This is a genomic window from Streptomyces sp. NPDC002156 (assembly GCF_053593675.1).
The window spans coordinates 16,740-32,894 of sequence record NZ_JBSFDA010000055.1 but is presented as its reverse complement, the minus strand read 5'-3'; the positions used below and the strand labels follow the sequence as shown (position 1 = coordinate 32,894).

The following is a 16,155-nucleotide window of genomic DNA, read 5'->3' as shown; positions in this document are numbered from 1 at the left end:
CTCGTGCGCCGAGCTGTGATCGCTGTCTCGACAGCTGACGCATACGCCAGGGACAAGGCAAACTGCTGTCCTGGTCATGAAGTTCGGCAGGGAGCGGCGATGGGTGACGTACCGGCTGTACCGCGGGTGCCGGCACAGCGGGATCCCAGGGACACTCCGGTGAACCCCTCGGCGGGTTCCCCAACGGCACTGCGCTTCAGCGTGCTGGGGCCGGTACGGGCCTGGCGCGACGAGGAACAGCTGCCCACCGGATCCCCGCAGCAACGGGCGCTGCTGGCCGCGCTGCTGCTGCGCGAGGGCCGGACGGCCACGGCGGCCGAGCTGATCGACGCCCTGTGGGGCGAGGAGTCGCCGTCGCAGGCGCTGGCGGCGGTACGGACGTACGCCTCGCGGCTGCGGAAGATCCTGGGCTCCGGCGTCCTGCTGAGCGAGTCCACCGGATACGCCATCCGTTCGCTGCCCGAGGGCGCGCTCGATCTGGCGGTGGCGCAGGACCTGGCCACGGAGGCGGAGAAGGCGAAGAACTCCGGGGACCTGTGCCACGCCCGGGACGTCCTGAACAAGGTCCTCGACCTGTGGGACGGCGAGCCGCTGGCGGGCGTACCGGGCCCCTACGCGGACGCGCAGCGCGTGCGGTTGGAGGAGTGGCGGCTCCAACTCCTCGAATCCCGCCTCGACATGGACCTGGAACAGGGCTGCCACGCCGAGTCCATCAGCGAGTTGACCGCTCTGACGGCGGCCCATCCCCTCCGTGAGCGGCTGCGCGAACTGCTGATGCTGGCCCTGTACCGCAGCGGCCGGCAGGCCGAGGCGCTGGCGGTGTACGCGGACACGCGCAGGCTCCTCGCGGACGAGCTGGGCGTCGATCCCCGCCCCGGCCTCAAGGAGTTGCAGCGGCGCATCCTCAAGGCGGACCCGAGTCTCGCCGAACCCTCCGCCCCGCTCGCGCCCGAGCCCGCCCCGGCCCCCGTACGCCCCGCCCAACTCCCGGCGACGGTCTCGGACTTCACGGGCCGCGCCGCGTTCGTCTCCGAGCTGAGCAAGGTCCTGGCGTCCGCGTCCTCCGCGTCGCCGACGCAGGGCCGGGTGATGGCGGTGTCGGCGCTGGCCGGTATCGGCGGCGTGGGCAAGACGACGCTGGCGGTGCATGTGGCGCACCAGGCCCGTGCCGCCTTCCCCGACGGGCAGTTGTACATCGACCTCCAGGGTGCCGGAACGCAGGCGGCGGAACCGGAGACAGTCCTGGGCGCCTTCCTGCGCGCCCTGGGCACGGCGGACTCGGCGATGCCGGACTCGCTGGAGGAGCGCGCGGCCCTGTACCGCTCGCTGCTGGACGGCCGCCGGGTCCTGGTCCTGCTGGACAACGCCCGCGACGCCGCCCAGGTACGTCCGCTGCTGCCGGGCACGGAGGGCTGCGCGGCCCTGGTCACCTCCCGGGTACGGATGGTGGACCTGGCCGGCGCCCATCTCGTCGACCTGGACGTCATGTCCCCCGAGGAAGCCCTGCAGTTGTTCACGCGGATCGTGGGCGAGGAGCGGGTCGCGGCCGAGCGCAAGGCCGCCCTGGACGTGGTCGCGGCCTGCGGATTCCTGCCGCTGGCGATCAGGATCGCGGCGTCCCGGCTGGCGGCGCGCCGGACCTGGACGGTGTCGGTCCTGGCGGAGAAGCTGGCGGACGAACGCCGCCGCCTGGACGAACTCCAGGCCGGCGACCTCGCCGTGAAGGCGACCTTCGAGCTGGGCTACGGCGCCCTGGACCGCCAACAGGCCCGCGCCTTCCGCCTGTTGGGCCTGGCCGACGGCCCCGACATCTCGCTGGCGGCGGCAGCGGCCGTACTGGGCCTGCCCGTCGAGGAGGCCGAGGAGATCCTGGAGTCCCTGGTCGACACCTCGCTCCTGGAGTCGGCGGCGCCGGGCCGCTACCGCTACCACGACCTCGTACGCCTCTACGCGCGTGCCTGCGCCGAACGCGACGAACACCCGCCGGGCGAACAGGAGTCGGCGATGTCGCGGCTCCTCGACTTCTACCTGGCGACGGTGGCGGCGACGTACCGCATCCAACGCCCCGAGGACAAACTGGTCGACCACCTGGAGCACGCGGAGTACCCGGGCCTGACGTTCGCCGACCGGCACGCGGCGCAGGACTGGGTGCACGCGGAGGCGGTGTGCGTGCTGGCCTGCGTACGGCAGTCCGCGAGCCGGCCGCACGCGCTGCGCCGCGCCGCCGATGTCCTTTGGGCGGCGGTGGAGTTGGCCGAGTCGGGCACCAACTCCCGTGAGTACGAGGCGGTGGCGGCGATCGTGCGGGACGCGGCCCGGGCGGCGGACTCCCCGCGCACCGAGGCGCGCGCCCTCACCACCCTGGCCTTCGTGCACCACGTCTCCGGGAGCGACTTCGACTCGGCCGTCCAGGAGTCGGAGCGGGCAACGGAGTTGGCGCTCGCGGCGGACGACCAGTACACGGCGTGCTGGTCGTCCAACATCAGCGGCATCGTCGCGCTCTACCAGAGCCGGCACGACGCGGGCGAGGCCCACTTCACCCGCGCCATCGAGAACTACCGCGCCTGCGCGGACCGCCCCGGCGAGGCCAGCGCCCTGTGCAACCTGTCCCGCATCCACCTCGCCACCGGCCGCACCGACAGCGCGGTCGCCCTGGCCGAGCGGGGCACGGCGATGTACGACGCGATGGGCCACACGGTACGAGGCGCCAACGGCCGCTACGCACTGGGCCTGGCGCTGACCCAGAGCGGCCGGTTGACGGAGGCCGCCGACCATCTCGACGAAGCCCTACGAGTCTTCCGGGACAGCCGCCAGCGCCTGTGGGAGGGCATGACCCTGTTCCGCCTGGCCGAGGTGGATCTCGCGGCGGCCCGTTCGGCGCATGCGGCGACCAACGCCGAACAGGCGCTGACAGTACTGCGCGGCATAGGCGGCGAATGGCGCCGCGGAAACGTCCTCACGGTCCTGGGCCGCGCCCTGCACGGCATAGGCCAGCTGGACCGCGCGCAGGTGTGCTGGAAGGACGCGCTCGGCATCTTCGAGTCGCTGGGAGCACCGGAGGGGGACGCGGTACGGGAGCTGCTGGGGCGCCCGACGCGTACGAACCGCTGAAGGTTGCCTGGACATACCCGAAGGTGAGCGGCGTTCATCGTTCGTTTATCGCGGTCGGGCAGTCTCGTCCCTGTCGAGCCGTCGCGTCGGGGGGCAGGCGGAACGACAGGGGGGCCGGACCTCTTAAGGTGAACCGGCCCCGGGCCCGTCCCACGATCCACGGGGGAATCGAGGGGCGGGCCCGTCCAGTCCACCGGTCACCATTCAGGGGAGAGAGCAAGATGAGCGACGAGAACACGACGGACGACGTCCACGCGACGACGGAGCCGGCGACCGTGACGACGCTGGGCGACGTCCACGCGACGACGGAACCGGCCAAGGCGAAGACCGCGGCCACGATCCTGGGCGACGTCCACGCCACGACGGAACCGGCCACGGCCACGACGGACGACGTCCACGCGACGGACGAGACGGCCTGACCCGCGGGGCTCCGACGGGGCTCCGACGGGGCTCCAACAGACGTACACCTGCACGGGGAACGACCGCGGCGGCGCGGAGGGGGAGCCGCCGCGGTCGTGGTGTTTGCGGGGCGGTCACCAGTCCGGCCGCGGCCGGGTTCTCCCCGACGAGGGGATGGCCGAACTCCTGGAGCACATCGCGGAGGTGATCAGGACGACGCACTCCATTGCACAGATCGTTCCGGAAACCGCCGCCGCCCACCCGTTCATGATGGGCATGACCAGGACGATGGTCTTCCCGGACGCCCCACCCGTCGTCTACACCGAGAGCCTGCACAGCGGGCAACTCATCGACTACCCGGCGCTCGTGAAGCGGTACCGGGAGTCGTACGATCTGCCATGATCGAGACTGCGGCAGAGGACTACCGAAATGGCAGGCACCGAGCTTGACTTGAGCACCGCGGTCTGGCGCAAGAGCAGCTACAGCACCGGCGGCGAGTGCGTCGAGGTGTCCTCCGCCCCCGGCGTCGTCCCCGTACTCCTCTTCCGGGCCGGGACCTGGGCAGCCTTCCTCACTGAAGTGAAGGGCTGACGTCGGGCGGCCCTCTCAGTGAGGTTCAGCCGATGCCGTTGAGAGCGAGTGAGCGCTGAGCGAAAAACCAGGTCGACGGAGGTCGGTGCGGTACCCGATCATGCGTTCATGCCCCTGAGAGACACCCTTGCCCGAGTCGACGCAGACCTGGCCGCCGGCCGGGTTCCCGTCGCGCGCCAACGCCTGCGCGGGCTGGTGTCGTCCTTTCCGAACGACCTGATGGTTCGCCGACGCCTGGCCGAGGCGTACCGCCTGTACGGAGAGCCTGCAGAAGCGGGCCGCTGGATGTACCTCGAACAGGACAGGGACGCAGCTGAGACCTCCGCCTTCGAGGCGAGGTACCACACAGCTCCGCAGCGCATGCGGGCACTTGCCTGGCAGGGCCGTGAGTCGCTTGCCCGAACAGCCTTTGCCCGAGAGCAATTGGCAGCAGTACGAACAGCTTGCTCCGATGCCATGGGGCGCCCCGTCGACTGGGACACGGTGCCATCCGGCAAGAAGGAGGACACCGGGGGAAGCGCCCTCGCCGACTTTCTGGCAGGGGCTGGATGCCTGGTTGCAGTCCTTCTGTTCCTTGCGATCTGGGTAAATGGCCTCGTCGCCTTGTTCGACTGACTCAGGCCACCGGGGCATGTCACCGGGTGGAGGAGCGGACGGGACTAGAGGACGAAGACCGTCACCCAGAGCCCCCACATTCCCACCGAGAGGACGAGAACAGCGCCCGGGCTGAGCCAGCGGCCGATCCAGACGATGGTGTTCCGTCCAGCCGACCCGGCTCCGAGAGCACGCCGAGTCAGCACATGGCTGATCTGCCGTGACGCGAACAACGCACTGGGCAGGACAGGTACCAGGGACATCACGACCCGCACGTACCACTCCGCGTCCGAACGGCTCGGACCCAGCAGGAGACTTCCGACCGCCAACAGGGCTGCGATCACGAACCACAGCCATGACCTGGCGGCCAGTACGTCCGAAGCAGGGAACCACACGTTGTTCGCGTTCTTCTTGCTGATCTTTCCGGGGCGGGCCCTCAGGAGATCCACGACTGCCTGGTCGCCGTCAGCGACTGCGCTCGCGGATTCCTTCCGGTCCCCCTTGGTCAGGGCAAGGAACACCATCTCGGACAGGCCTGTCTCGCAAGAACGCAGGATCCGGCCCCAGTGTCCGGTCACCACTTCTTGATTTGCGTGATGACGCCAGCGATCTGCCGTCTACGCTGCCACGGAAGTAGTGGTTGTACCGTGCCGAGTCGGACCAGAAGCTTTTCAGCAGCAGCTGAGCCACCCAGTAGGGACAACATTCCCTGGGAGCTGAGCTCTTCGAAGAAGATTTTCACATTCTTCCGGTTCCATTTACCAGCCGAGCCCGGGGGAGGTACACCAAAGGACCAGGAGACCATTTTCCCTGACTTGAGCGAAATGGATATCACTGAATCCCTGGCCATCACCGAGCCCTCTGACGCAACGCCCAGATTCAACAGACTTGCAGCAAATTCAAAGGCCCTCGCACCCCGCACCGCAGAAAATCCTGCATCGATACGGAAAATGTCACTCCAAGCAATAGCAAAGGAGTCTCCTTTTTCCACCCCAACACTGGTAAACCTGATGATGAAATCACCCTCACCGACCCCCATGCATGCCACGCCATCGGTCAGACACAGAGGACCGTAAACTGCTCGCTGCATTTTTCGTCCGATCGACATGGAAGCCCGTCAGTCATTTGGTTCGGGGTCGCCTGAGCAGGAAGTCGAGCAGGGACTGCACCCTTTCCCTCCTGCGTCGACTTTTATGCCATTGGCTGCGAATGTCGAATATTTCTATCTCGATTCTCGCGTCTTCTGACTCCTCGACCCACTCGACCCCCATCTCTTCAAGGAGGCGTGGCATGGCTTCCTCAATGGCGAAGTAGTCGTCCGCTCTCAGGGAGTCTTCTTTATGGATCCGCAGATCGTCGCTGATGTAAAAGCCCCAGAGGCCGTCGACTTCCGGCGCAAGCAGCAGATAAGCTCCCTCGAACTCGCCCTTTGTAATGCGACCGACCCTGCCGTCACGCGGCCAGGTCGCACGGTTTACTAGCACCGCCCCCACCTCCGCCATGGCACGTGATTGATGTGGAAGTTGAAGTAGTTGTGATGCCCCCTTGCACCCCAGGTCAGGTCAGGTCAGAGGACCAGCCAAATCTTCCTTTTCGCCTTGCCGCCCTGTAGGCATATCTACCTTTCGACCACATTCTAGCTCCGTTGTCAGCAAGCTTGCTGCGGTGAGGGCGATGTCCCACTCGTGTTTCCATGCCCACCTGCCCGCACCTCGCGCCAGCTTCCGCCAACTCCATTTCCCTGGTCACCCTCGACGGCTCATGGACGGACGCGGACACCGACGGCCACTGGGAAGAGGCCAACCGCTATCTCGACGACCTCGACGCCGAGACCGTCATCGTCAACGTGCTGTGCCACTGCTGACCTCGACCCGACCGAGAAGTGGGAGCCGGGGAAGGCGAGTCCGATACGTGTTCTCGTGACGACAGTCGGATCGCGCGGCGTCCGCTCGCGAAGGCCGTCACAGGGCCCAGGACTTGAGCAACTCGGCCACACTGCGGACTGTGCAGCTCTCCCTCTTCAACTCGTTCGCGAGTGCGGAGACCCGCTGCTGATCGAGCTTGGCCGGAACACCGGAGGCGACGAGGTACGCGTGGGCAGCCGCGACGGCCACCTTGAGGTTCGATCGCTCCAACCAGCGCATACGGCCCAGGGTGTGCGCGAGGGCCGCCGCCTTGGCGTACGGCCCCTGATAGACCTCCTGTCCGACGAGCACAGCTCGTTGCCGCTCGACGGCCGCGAGGGGAACGCCGTAGTCGTCGACTGCTGGATCACCCTGCCCCGCCCGATGCGCAACCTGCAGAATCCACGCGAGGTCGACATTGAGATTCACGTACGGGTCTCCCCCTGCTCCCCCTCGATCTCGTCCAGGAGATCGCCGTACTCATCCAGCACTTCCTGTGCGGCCGCCATAAAGACAGCACGCAAATGCTCATTGTCGTTCCGAATGAGCTGCTCGACGTACTCGTTGACCGGTATACGCCTCGTCTCCGCCGCCTGCCGGGCCATCTCGGCGGTGTCGTCGTCCATCCGGATATTGATCTGCGTCTTGGCCATACAGGGAAGATACCACCTGATACCAATCGCGCCCGCTTCGCCGGCGATCAGATCGAGGCGCCATCGGTCAACGAAGCCACGGCCCACGGCCGCAGGACCATGAGCGACTCCTCCAAGGCCGCCACCATGGCGAAGGGAAACCGGTCGAGCTCAAGACAGAGGGCGACGTCGTCAGGATGGACGCCTTGGCGCACCCCCTCCGCCAACTCGGCTGCGGCGCGCGAGTCGGCGGCGCGGCGAAGGAACCCGGCAGCATCTGTCCCAACCCCGTTGGCCCTGCCGGCGACGTACTGAGCGCACGCCAGATCTTCCTCGGCCTGCCCGTCCTCGCCGGTGACCACGAACGTGACGCTGTCGCACCCGCGTTCCTTCAGGAGCCGGGCCGTCGCCTCCGCCACCACGAAGCTCGCGCACAGCACCAGCGACGCGTCCTTGACCGCGAGGGCACCGACCGTCCCCGCCGTGGTCTTCTGCACGACGGTCCGCCCGGTCAGGTCGGCAGACCGCAGCAGGCCCGGCGAGTTGACCATCTCGAAACCGGGCGCGGGCGGCCCGTCCTTGAGCGCCACCCAGTCCGGATGACGACCCTTGAGCGCCAGGGCGTCGTCCAGCGACTCGGCAAGAACGATCTTTTCCGCCCCTCGGGCAAAGGCCCAGGCAGCCACGGTGAAAGCACGCATGACGTCGACCACGACGGCCACGGAGGGGACTTCGGTCAGTTCGGCGATGCCGAGGAAGTGAGCGTCCATTCCGACCATGATCGCGGATGCCCCATCCGCAGCACCCCGCGAGCGACGAATACCCTTTGCCATTTCCATGGCAAATGCCTGATTCAGCTTGGTATTTCGTGTGTAGCTTCTGTACCGAAGTGAACATCGTCGCCGCGGCAATCCGGGCTCCAGGCGCATTCGTACGCATCGCCGGATGAGGAACCCTCATGAGACGCAGCACCTTCCTGGCCGCAGCCACGGCAGCCACCGCCACCGCCCTGTCCGCCTCCCTCTTCACCGGCCTCCCCCCGGCCCAGGCCGACAGCGCCGACGGCGGTCCCGTCCTGTCCTATGCCGAGGGCTGGTTCAGCGCCCCGGGGATGTTCTTCGTCACCGCGCACTCCGACAGCCCCCTCACCCGCATCACGGCCCACTTCTATCCGCTCGACGCACCGGCCGGGGACCCGGAGGCCGGGGAGACCGAGGACTTCACCCAGTACTCCGGGCAGGACGCGAGCTCCGGCGTCTGGCGGGCGCCGGTCCACCTGGCCGATCTCGGCGACTACCGGGTGACCGTCGATCTGCTGGACGCATCCGGCGCCACCCTGACCGGCGCCCCTGCCCGGTACCCCCTGCGGTACGAGACCACCCTCACGATCCCCGACCTGACCGCCACCCCCACCGTGCCGGACTACCTCCACCAGCGGGTCTCCGTCAGCGGCACCGTGCTCGCCACGGATCCCCGCCACCCCGAGGACTCCGTCCCCGCCGCCGCCGGCGTACCCGTCGGCATCGGGTTCGGGCACGGTGGCCGGGTGACCGCGACCACCGCGTCCGACGGACGCTTCACCGGCTCCTTCGTCCCCACCCAGCAGTCCATCGAGCTGACCGCCGCACCCGAGGCCACCGATTCCTACCCGGGCGCGACCGGCTTGCTGACGCCCGAGCAGGACCTGCACACCGTCCAGGCACCGGTCCGTTTCTCGGCCAGCACCCACGCCCTGAACCTGAAGCAGGGCACCACAGGCACCGTCACCGGCCGCGCGGAGATCCGTACCACCTCAGGCTGGCAGCCGCTGCCCCACACCGACATCAGGGTCTTCGGACGCGACCCGGATCTCGTGGCCGGCCAGACCACCACCGACAGCCGGGGCCTCTACACACTGCGCGTCCCCTCCGACAGCCCCGCACCGACCGCCGAACTCGTCGCCGGCACCGACTACATGCCCTTCCAGCAGGTCGCCACCGAACCCTTCAGCCTCCACGTCGCCTACACCACCCACATCGAGATGGACGCGTCCCTCGACGACGACTCCGCCCTCCATGTCTCCGGCTACCTCTACTACGAGGACTTTCGCGCCCACTGGCCCGCCAAGCCCACCGTCACCCTTCAGTACTCCAAGGACGGCAGGAGCGGCTGGAAGAACGCCGCCACCCTCCCCATCAAGGTCCGTTACGACAAGCCCCTGTTCGAGGAGGACTTCGCCCGGACCTTCACCACTCCGATCAACAACGCCTACTGGCGCGCCCGCTTCAACGGCAATCCCGACCTGGCCACCACCACCAGCAAGCCCGTACACCGCTACCGCTACGCCACCCGCATCATCGGCTTCCACGCCTCCCCCGACCCGGTCCGCAAGGGGTATCCGATCCGTTTCACCGGCACCCTCCAGTACAAGGACGGCACCACGTGGAAGCCGTTCGACGGCGGCTCACCCGCCCTCTACTTCCGGCCCCGCGGCTCCTCCGCCTACCGCCTCGTCAGCGACCTCGGCACAGACAGGCACGGTCACCTCGACGGCATGGCGCTCGCCAAGCAGGACGGCACCTGGGCCGTCGCCTTCGACCGCCAGACCTGGGACCACTACTTGAAGAGCGCCCGGGTCACCGACTACGTCGACGTCCGATAGCCCTCCTCTCAACTCCCCCCTCAACTCCCGCCTCTCAACTCCCCCTTGACCACCTTCCCACTGGCATTCCGAGGCAGCCCGCTCACGAACTCCACCACCCTCGGCACCTTGTAGTTCGCCATCTCCCGCCGGGCCCAGGCGATCAGGTCGTCCCCCGTCAGGCTCACCCCCGGCCGCCGCACCACGTACGCCTTCCCGACCTCCCCCAACCGCCCGTCCGGTACGCCGATCACCGCCACGTCCGCCACATCCGGGTGCAGGCCGAGGAGTTGCTCGATCTCCGCCGGGTACGCGTTGAAGCCGCCGACGATGAACATGTCCTTGAGGCGGTCGGTGATCCGCAGGTTGCCGTCGGCGTCCAGGACGCCCACGTCGCCCGTCCTCAACCACCCGTCCCCCGTGACCACTTCGGCCGTGCTCTCCGCGTCCTCGAAGTACCCGCGCATGACATTGAAGCCCCGCACCAGCACCTCCCCGGGCTCCCCGACCGGCGCCTCCACCAGCACCTCGGCCCCCGGCACGGCCCGCCCGGACGTCGACGCGATCACCTCGGCCTCGTCCCCCCGGCGGCACATCGTGACGATCCCGCTCGCCTCCGAAAGCCCGTACGCCGTCAGGACGGTGGCCACTCCCAGCTCCGTACGCAACCGTTCCACCAGCCGCAACGGCACCACCGCCGCCCCCGTCACCACCAGCCGCAGGGAAGAAAGGTCGTAGGAGTCACGCGACGGGTGGTCCAGGAGCGACTGGAGCAGAGTGGGTGGGCCGGGGAGGACCGACACCCGCTCCGCCGCGACGTTCGCCAGGACCGTGTCCACGTTGAACACCGGCTGCGGAATCACCGTCGCGCCCCGCATCAGACACGCCAACACCCCTGCCTTGTAGCCGAAGGTGTGGAAGAACGGGTTCACGACGAGATAGCGGTCCCCCTCCCGCAGGCCCGCCAACTCGCTCCAGATCTCGTACGCCCGCAGCGACTGCGCATGCGTGATCACGGCCCCCTTCGGCCGCCCCGTCGTCCCCGACGTGAAGACGATGTCCGAGGGATCCGAACCCCGCACACCCTCCGCCCGCGCCCGGACGGCCTCCGCCCCCACCCCGTCCCCGCCCGCCAAGAAGTCCTTCCACGTACGGAATTCAGCGGGCGCGTCCTCCCCCAGCACCACCACGTCCGTTAGCTCCGGAAGCCCGGGCAACGGGCCCCGGCCGTCACCCTGCCCCGCCGCCCTCCGCAGCGACGCCACGTACGACGTGCCCAGGAACGTCCCCGTCACGAACAGCAACTTCGCCCGGCTGCGCGCCAGTACGTACGCCGCCTCCGTCCCCTTGAAGCGGGTGTTCAGCGGTACGAGCACCCCGCCCGCCGAGACCGCGCCCAGCGCGGACACCATCCAGTCCAGGGAGTTGGGCGCCCAGATAGCCACCCGGTCACCGGCCTCCATCCCGCCCGCGATGCACGCCGCCGCCGCGTGCTCCACCCGCGCGCCCAACTCCGCGTACGAGACCCGCGTACGTCCGTCCACGACCGCCTCGGCGTCGCCGTACCGCTCCGCCGCCGCCCGGACCAGCCCCGGAATGCTGCCCCACTCCAAGTCACCGCGCACCGTCGGCCTCCCCACAACATCCCGCACACAAGAGCTGACTGACCGTCAGATTAGCTGTAACCTGACGCTCTGTCAGCAGCCAGCCGGGCACTCGCGCGGAGGTGCATGCACAGCCATGGCAATTACCGCCGGGATCAAGGACGCCACCGCCATCGCCGGGATCGGACAGACCCCCTTCGCCCGCCAACTCCCCGAAAACGAGCGGACGTTGGCGTGCCGTGCGATCCTCGCCGCGCTCGACGACGCGGGCATCGCCCCCGCCGAGGTCGACGCCCTCGCCTCCTACACCATGGAGGAGACCGACGAGGTCGAGGTCGCCAAGGCGCTCGGTCTCGGTGACCTCACCTTCTTCTCCAAGGTGGGCTACGGCGGCGGCGGTTCCTGCGCCACCGTCGCCCATCTCGCCGCCGCCATCGCCTCCGGCCAGGCCACGGTCGGTGTGGCGTGGAGGTCCCGGAAGAGGGGTTCCGGCCCTCGTCCCTGGCGGAACACCACCGCCCAACTGCCCACGCCCGCCCAGTGGACGCGCCCCTTCGGACTCCTCCGGCCCTCCGACGAGATCGCCATGCTCACCCGCCGTCACATGCACGAGTACGGCACGACCCGCGACCACCTCTTCAACGTCGCCCTCGCCTGCCGCAACCGGGCCAACCAGAACCCGGCCGCGATCATGTACGACCGTCCGCTCACCCGCGAGATGTACATGACCTCCCGCTGGATCAGCGAACCCCTCTGCCTCTTCGACAACTGCCTTGAGACCGACGGGGCGTTGGCCGTCGTGATCGTCTCCGCCGAGCGGGCTCGCGACTGCCGACGCGCCCCCGTCTACATCCACTCCGCCGCCCAGGGGCTGCCCGCCCAGCACCACGGGATGGTCAACTACTGGAACGACGACCCGTTGACCGGCCCGGCCTGGACAGCCGCCCGACACCTCTGGAAACACGCCGACTTCACCCCGGACGACGTCCAAGTCGCCCAGATCTACGACGCGTTCACCGCCCTCATCCCGCTCTCCCTGGAGGGCTACGGCTTCTGCGGACGCGGCGAGGGCGGCGCCTTCACCGAGGGCGGCGCCCTGGAGATCGGCGGCCGGCTGCCGATGAACACCGGCGGGGGCGGCCTCAGCGAGGCGTACGTCCATGGCTTCAACCTCATCACCGAGGGCGTACGGCAGCTGCGCGGCACGAGTACCGCCCAGGTCCCGGGGGCCTCCACCTGCCTGGTCACGGCGGGGGAGGGCGTACCGACTTCGGCCCTGTTGCTGAGGAAATGACGTTGCGGAAATAAGGAGTTGAGATGCTGACCCCTGTCGTCGACGAAGACGGCGCCCCCTTCTGGGAGTACGCCGCCCAGGGCGAACTCCGCGTCCAGACCTGCGCCGACTGCGCCGAACCCCGCTTCCCGCCCCGCCCGTGCTGCCCCCACTGCCAGTCCTTCGCGAGCGAGTGGCGCCAGGTCAGCGGACGCGGACGGATCTGGTCGTACGTCGTCCCGCATCCGCCGCTCCTCCCGGACTACGCCGAGCTGGCCCCGTACAACGTGATCGTGGTCGAGTTGGCGGACGCACCGCGTATCCGGCTCGTCGGCAATCTGGTCACGGGCCCCGACGCACCCCTCAACTCCCTTTCCCTCGACCGGATTCGCATCGGGGCGCGGGTGCAGGTCGTCTTCTCCTCGACCGGGCTTCCACAGTGGATCCTGGAGCGCCCGTGAGCGGCCTGAACCTGTCGACCGACAAGGACACCGGGGTCGCCGTCCTCACCCTCGACCGGCCGCGCAAGCTCAATGCCATCGACCTCGCCACTGCCACCGAACTGGCCGCCACCTGGCGGGAGTTGCGCTTCGACGACACCGTACGGGCGGTGGTCCTGACGGGCGCAGGCCCGCGCGCCTTCTGCACCGGGCTCGACCGCACCGCGACCGTCCCGCAGCCCAACTCCCCCTACATGGTGGACGATCCGCTGGAGAGGATCGGGCCGAAGGCCAACGACCTCTGGAAGCCGGTGATCGCGGCGGTGAACGGTATGGCGTGCGGCGGTGCCTTCTATCTGCTCGCGGAGTCGGAGTTCGTCGTCGCCGACCCCACCGCGACCTTCTTCGACCCGCACACCACGTACGGCATGGTCAGCGCGTACGAGACGATGGGTATGGCGCAGCGGATGCCGTACGGGGAGATCGCACGGATGGCGCTGATGGGGACGGCGGAGCGGGTGTCGGCGGCGCGGGCGTACGAGATCGGCCTGGTCAGCGAAGTCACGGCGCCCGGTGGGGTGTTGGAGGCCGCGGTGGAGTGTGCCCGGGTCATCGCGTCGTATCCGCCGGAGGGGGTGCAGGGCACGGTTCGTGCGGTGTGGGCGGCGAAGGAGGCGGCCCGTGCACACGCCCTCGCCTATGCCCCGCACCTGGTGCGACTGGGCAACCTCCCGGGGGACCGGCAGGCGGAACTCTTCGCCGCCAGGACCCCGGATTTCCGGTTGCGATAGCAACGCATACCCTTTGCTTCATGGGTGGAGACAGCACAGTGGTTGAGCACCGCATGGTGGACGTGAACGGCATCCAGCTGCACATCGCGGAGGCCGGCGAGGGCCCGCTGGTCGTCCTGCTGCACGGTTTCCCCGAGTCCTGGCACTCCTGGCGCCACCAGTTCGGCCCGCTGGCCGCCGCCGGTTTCCGGGTCGTCGCCCCCGACCAGCGCGGATACGGCGGCAGCGACCGCCCCGAGGACGTGTCGTCGTACAGCATCCTGCACCTGGTCGGGGACGTGGTCGGGCTGATCCACGCGCTCGGCGAGGAGACGGCGTACGTCGTCGGGCACGACTGGGGCGCGCCGGTGGCCTGGCACACCGCGCTGCTGCGGCCGGACGTCGTGCGCGGGGTGGCGGGCCTGAGCGTGCCGCCGCCGTTCCGGGGCGACCGACGGCCCCTGGGCGTGATGGAGGCGATGTTCGGCGGCCGTTTCTACTGGAACTACATCAACCGCCCCGGGGTCGCCGACGCCGAACTGGCCCGCGACCCGCGCACCACCCTCCGCAAGACCCTGTACGCCTTCTCCGGCGACAGCCCCGACTCGGGCACCGGCCAGCAGCCGCTGATCGAGCCCGGCCAGGGCTGGCTGGACACGATGCCCGACCCGGAGCGACTCCCGGCCTGGCTCACGGAGAAGGACCTCGACCACCTCACCGACAGCTTCGCGGGCACCTTCACCGGCGCCCTCAACTGGTACCGCAACATCGACCGCAACTGGGAACTGACAGCGGCCTGGCACGAGGCGGTGGTCACCACGCCCGCGCTGTACGTGTACGGCGACAAGGACCTGGTACCGGCGTTCCCGGGCACACCCCAACTCATCGAGCAGCTCCCGGAGTTGATGCCGAACCTGCGGCGCCCGCCGGTGGTCCTCGATGGCTGCGGCCACTGGACGCAGCAGGAACGGCCGGAGGAGGTCAACGCGCAACTGATCCCGTTCCTCAGGGAGTTGAGGGACGCGGCCGGGTAGACACCCTTCGGTGACTTTGCCATCTCTTTACAACCCGCCCCACCGCCGACTCGTCTCTCTGCGCGATCCGTCACTTCCCGGCGGACCGACGAAAGAGAGCGAACCCATGCGCCGTACCGTGCGCCGTACTGTCCTCAGCGCCGTGGCACTCGCGGCCTCCGCCGTACTCGCGGGCACCGCGCCCGCGTTCGCCGACGACACCGCGACCCCGGTCCCCAGCACCGCGCCGACCGAGGCCACCCCGGCCCCCAGCGCCGAGCCGACCCAGGTACCGGCCGACGAAGCCAGCCCGGTGCCCAGCACGGCGCCCACCACCGACCCCAACCAGGAGCCGGCCCAGGTCGCCGAGGTGCCGCAGGGTGCCCCCGACACCGGCGTGACGCCGGCCTCGTCGGACTCCGGCACGCCGGGCACGCTGATCGGCGGGGGCGTCGCCGCCGCGTTCGCCCTGGGTGGCGCGGCCGTGTTCGTCGTACGCCGTCGGCAGGCGACCGGGGCGTGACCGTGCTCTCCAGGCGTGCCTTCGGAACAGCGGCCACGGCGGTCGCGGCCACGCTGCTCGTGGGCTGTTCCTCCGACGGCGAGGGCGTACGGACCACCGGGACCGCGCAACCCGGTACCGCCACGCCGCCGTCGGCCTCGCCCTCCACGAACACCTCCGCCAAGTCGGCGCGGGCCGTGGGCCGTTCGGCCCCGGTCCGGCTGCGGATCCCCGCCATCGGGGTCGACACCCCGGTCATGCGGCTGGGGCTGGCCCCGGACCGCACCGTGCAGGTGCCTCCGGTCACCGAGCACGACCAGGCGGGCTGGTACGAGCAGTCGCCGACGCCGGGTCAGACCGGCCCGTCGGTGCTCCTCGGGCATGTCACGGTCGGCTCGTACGGGGACGGTGTCTTCCACGACCTCGGGCGGCTGCGCCGGGGCGAGAAGATCGTGGCGCGCCTGGAGAACGGCACGGAGACGGAGTTCACGGTGACCTCCCTGCGGACGGTCGCCAAGGCGAACTTCCCGGCGGACGACGTCTACGGGAACGTGGACCGCCCCGAACTCCGGCTCATCACTTGCGGCGGCCCGCGGGACGAGAACGGCTACCTCGACAACGTGATCGTCTTCGCCGCGCTGACGTCGTCGACGAGCCCGTGACCGTATCCACGCAGAAAACAGGACGGCGGGCCGGCGGAAC

Annotated in this window: 20 protein-coding genes; 13 read left to right on the top strand and 7 right to left on the bottom strand. The window is 69.1% G+C overall.

The annotated features are described in order from the left end of the window. Window positions 1–99 precede the first annotated feature (99 nt). The 5 genes from ACWCRB_RS22760 to ACWCRB_RS22740 all read left to right on the top strand — a co-directional run bounded on the left by ACWCRB_RS22760 (window position 100) and on the right by ACWCRB_RS22740 (window position 4,716). Window positions 100–3,111: an AfsR/SARP family transcriptional regulator gene (locus tag ACWCRB_RS22760; protein WP_450997781.1), complete on the top strand. Its 3,012-nt coding sequence runs from the start codon at window positions 100–102 to the stop codon at window positions 3,109–3,111. A 221-nt stretch (window positions 3,112–3,332) separates the two neighbouring features. Beyond that, a complete protein-coding gene (locus ACWCRB_RS22755; RefSeq protein ID WP_450997780.1) occupies window positions 3,333–3,530 on the top strand; it encodes a hypothetical protein in 198 nt (65 codons plus the stop codon). 154 nt (window positions 3,531–3,684) lie between these two features. Then, complete coding sequence (locus ACWCRB_RS22750) at window positions 3,685–3,912, top strand: Scr1 family TA system antitoxin-like transcriptional regulator (RefSeq protein WP_450997779.1); 228 nt, start codon at window positions 3,685–3,687, stop codon at window positions 3,910–3,912. A gap of 27 nt (window positions 3,913–3,939) precedes the next feature. Next, window positions 3,940–4,101 (top strand): DUF397 domain-containing protein, encoded by a 162-nt coding sequence (locus ACWCRB_RS22745; RefSeq protein ID WP_450997778.1) that lies wholly within the window; start codon window positions 3,940–3,942, stop codon window positions 4,099–4,101. A gap of 108 nt (window positions 4,102–4,209) precedes the next feature. Then, the gene (locus ACWCRB_RS22740; protein WP_450997777.1) at window positions 4,210–4,716 is read left to right on the top strand and encodes a DUF6584 family protein; all 507 of its coding nucleotides are present in this window, start codon (window positions 4,210–4,212) and stop codon (window positions 4,714–4,716) included. A gap of 44 nt (window positions 4,717–4,760) precedes the next feature. Here ACWCRB_RS22740 and ACWCRB_RS22735 read toward each other — a convergent pair whose 3' ends face one another. The 3 genes from ACWCRB_RS22735 to ACWCRB_RS22725 all read right to left on the bottom strand — a co-directional run bounded on the left by ACWCRB_RS22735 (window position 4,761) and on the right by ACWCRB_RS22725 (window position 6,197). Then, a complete protein-coding gene (locus ACWCRB_RS22735; RefSeq protein ID WP_450997776.1) occupies window positions 4,761–5,144 on the bottom strand; it encodes a hypothetical protein in 384 nt (127 codons plus the stop codon). A gap of 125 nt (window positions 5,145–5,269) precedes the next feature. Continuing rightward, window positions 5,270–5,803 carry a hypothetical protein gene (locus tag ACWCRB_RS22730; RefSeq protein ID WP_450997775.1) on the bottom strand — a complete coding sequence of 178 codons (534 nt, stop codon included), beginning with the start codon at window positions 5,801–5,803 and terminating at the stop codon, window positions 5,270–5,272. Window positions 5,804–5,816: 13 nt separating this feature from the next. After that, window positions 5,817–6,197 (bottom strand): hypothetical protein, encoded by a 381-nt coding sequence (locus ACWCRB_RS22725; RefSeq protein WP_450997774.1) that lies wholly within the window; start codon window positions 6,195–6,197, stop codon window positions 5,817–5,819. A 191-nt stretch (window positions 6,198–6,388) separates the two neighbouring features. Here ACWCRB_RS22725 and ACWCRB_RS22720 point away from each other — a divergent pair, with 191 nt between their 5' ends. After that, window positions 6,389–6,559 carry a hypothetical protein gene (locus tag ACWCRB_RS22720; protein ID WP_450997773.1) on the top strand — a complete coding sequence of 57 codons (171 nt, stop codon included), beginning with the start codon at window positions 6,389–6,391 and terminating at the stop codon, window positions 6,557–6,559. 97 nt (window positions 6,560–6,656) lie between these two features. Here the strand turns inward: ACWCRB_RS22720 and ACWCRB_RS22715 are convergent, their stop codons facing one another. Genes ACWCRB_RS22715 through ACWCRB_RS22705 form a run of 3 tightly spaced genes read right to left on the bottom strand, consistent with a single transcriptional unit; the run spans window position 6,657 to window position 8,001 of the window. Continuing rightward, window positions 6,657–7,028, bottom strand: coding sequence for a fic family toxin-antitoxin system, toxin component (locus tag ACWCRB_RS22715; protein WP_450997772.1), 372 nt, complete (start codon window positions 7,026–7,028; stop codon window positions 6,657–6,659). Next, window positions 7,025–7,252 carry a hypothetical protein gene (locus ACWCRB_RS22710; protein ID WP_450997771.1) on the bottom strand — a complete coding sequence of 76 codons (228 nt, stop codon included), beginning with the start codon at window positions 7,250–7,252 and terminating at the stop codon, window positions 7,025–7,027. The genes ACWCRB_RS22715 and ACWCRB_RS22710 overlap by 4 nt, the downstream gene beginning before the upstream one ends. A 47-nt stretch (window positions 7,253–7,299) precedes the next feature. Beyond that, the gene (locus ACWCRB_RS22705) at window positions 7,300–8,001 is read right to left on the bottom strand and encodes a 2-phosphosulfolactate phosphatase (RefSeq protein ID WP_450997805.1); all 702 of its coding nucleotides are present in this window, start codon (window positions 7,999–8,001) and stop codon (window positions 7,300–7,302) included. Window positions 8,002–8,189: 188 nt separating this feature from the next. Here ACWCRB_RS22705 and ACWCRB_RS22700 point away from each other — a divergent pair, with 188 nt between their 5' ends. After that, on the top strand, window positions 8,190–9,872 hold the full coding sequence (locus ACWCRB_RS22700; RefSeq protein WP_450997770.1) for a hypothetical protein: 1,683 nt from the start codon (window positions 8,190–8,192) through the stop codon (window positions 9,870–9,872). Between the two features lie 20 nt (window positions 9,873–9,892). Here the strand turns inward: ACWCRB_RS22700 and ACWCRB_RS22695 are convergent, their stop codons facing one another. Beyond that, entirely contained in the window at window positions 9,893–11,476 is a 1,584-nt protein-coding gene (locus ACWCRB_RS22695) for a FadD3 family acyl-CoA ligase (protein WP_450997769.1), read from the bottom strand. Between the two features lie 115 nt (window positions 11,477–11,591). Here ACWCRB_RS22695 and ACWCRB_RS22690 point away from each other — a divergent pair, with 115 nt between their 5' ends. The 6 genes from ACWCRB_RS22690 (at window position 11,592) to ACWCRB_RS22665 (ending at window position 16,115) form a co-directional block, all read left to right on the top strand. Continuing rightward, window positions 11,592–12,749 carry a lipid-transfer protein gene (locus ACWCRB_RS22690; protein WP_450997768.1) on the top strand — a complete coding sequence of 386 codons (1,158 nt, stop codon included), beginning with the start codon at window positions 11,592–11,594 and terminating at the stop codon, window positions 12,747–12,749. A gap of 23 nt (window positions 12,750–12,772) precedes the next feature. Continuing rightward, window positions 12,773–13,189 carry a Zn-ribbon domain-containing OB-fold protein gene (locus tag ACWCRB_RS22685; RefSeq protein ID WP_450997767.1) on the top strand — a complete coding sequence of 139 codons (417 nt, stop codon included), beginning with the start codon at window positions 12,773–12,775 and terminating at the stop codon, window positions 13,187–13,189. After that, the gene (locus ACWCRB_RS22680; RefSeq protein WP_450997766.1) at window positions 13,186–13,959 is read left to right on the top strand and encodes an enoyl-CoA hydratase/isomerase family protein; all 774 of its coding nucleotides are present in this window, start codon (window positions 13,186–13,188) and stop codon (window positions 13,957–13,959) included. The genes ACWCRB_RS22685 and ACWCRB_RS22680 overlap by 4 nt, the downstream gene beginning before the upstream one ends. A gap of 53 nt (window positions 13,960–14,012) precedes the next feature. Then, window positions 14,013–14,972 (top strand): alpha/beta fold hydrolase, encoded by a 960-nt coding sequence (locus ACWCRB_RS22675; RefSeq protein ID WP_450997804.1) that lies wholly within the window; start codon window positions 14,013–14,015, stop codon window positions 14,970–14,972. Window positions 14,973–15,090: 118 nt separating this feature from the next. Beyond that, window positions 15,091–15,474: a sortase-dependent protein gene (locus tag ACWCRB_RS22670; RefSeq protein WP_450997803.1), complete on the top strand. Its 384-nt coding sequence runs from the start codon at window positions 15,091–15,093 to the stop codon at window positions 15,472–15,474. Next, on the top strand, window positions 15,471–16,115 hold the full coding sequence (locus ACWCRB_RS22665) for a class F sortase (protein WP_450997765.1): 645 nt from the start codon (window positions 15,471–15,473) through the stop codon (window positions 16,113–16,115). Before ACWCRB_RS22670 ends, ACWCRB_RS22665 begins: the two co-directional genes overlap by 4 nt. The last annotated feature ends 40 nt before the right edge of the window (window positions 16,116–16,155 follow it).

Excerpts from the sequence above, each read along its gene's own strand:
- ACWCRB_RS22760 (WP_450997781.1), top strand. The coding sequence starts at position 100 with ATGGGTGACGTACCGGCTGTACCGCGGGTGCCGGCACAGCGGGATCCC.
- ACWCRB_RS22755 (WP_450997780.1), top strand. The coding sequence starts at position 3,333 with ATGAGCGACGAGAACACGACGGACGACGTCCACGCGACGACGGAGCCG.
- ACWCRB_RS22750 (WP_450997779.1), top strand. The coding sequence starts at position 3,685 with ATGGCCGAACTCCTGGAGCACATCGCGGAGGTGATCAGGACGACGCAC.
- ACWCRB_RS22745 (WP_450997778.1), top strand. The coding sequence starts at position 3,940 with ATGGCAGGCACCGAGCTTGACTTGAGCACCGCGGTCTGGCGCAAGAGC.
- ACWCRB_RS22740 (WP_450997777.1), top strand. The coding sequence starts at position 4,210 with ATGCCCCTGAGAGACACCCTTGCCCGAGTCGACGCAGACCTGGCCGCC.
- ACWCRB_RS22730 (WP_450997775.1), bottom strand. The coding sequence starts at position 5,803 with ATGTCGATCGGACGAAAAATGCAGCGAGCAGTTTACGGTCCTCTGTGT.
- ACWCRB_RS22725 (WP_450997774.1), bottom strand. The coding sequence starts at position 6,197 with ATGGCGGAGGTGGGGGCGGTGCTAGTAAACCGTGCGACCTGGCCGCGT.
- ACWCRB_RS22720 (WP_450997773.1), top strand. The coding sequence starts at position 6,389 with ATGCCCACCTGCCCGCACCTCGCGCCAGCTTCCGCCAACTCCATTTCC.
- ACWCRB_RS22710 (WP_450997771.1), bottom strand. The coding sequence starts at position 7,252 with ATGGCCAAGACGCAGATCAATATCCGGATGGACGACGACACCGCCGAG.
- ACWCRB_RS22705 (WP_450997805.1), bottom strand. The coding sequence starts at position 8,001 with ATGGACGCTCACTTCCTCGGCATCGCCGAACTGACCGAAGTCCCCTCC.
- ACWCRB_RS22700 (WP_450997770.1), top strand. The coding sequence starts at position 8,190 with ATGAGACGCAGCACCTTCCTGGCCGCAGCCACGGCAGCCACCGCCACC.
- ACWCRB_RS22690 (WP_450997768.1), top strand. The coding sequence starts at position 11,592 with ATGGCAATTACCGCCGGGATCAAGGACGCCACCGCCATCGCCGGGATC.
- ACWCRB_RS22685 (WP_450997767.1), top strand. The coding sequence starts at position 12,773 with ATGCTGACCCCTGTCGTCGACGAAGACGGCGCCCCCTTCTGGGAGTAC.
- ACWCRB_RS22675 (WP_450997804.1), top strand. The coding sequence starts at position 14,013 with ATGGTGGACGTGAACGGCATCCAGCTGCACATCGCGGAGGCCGGCGAG.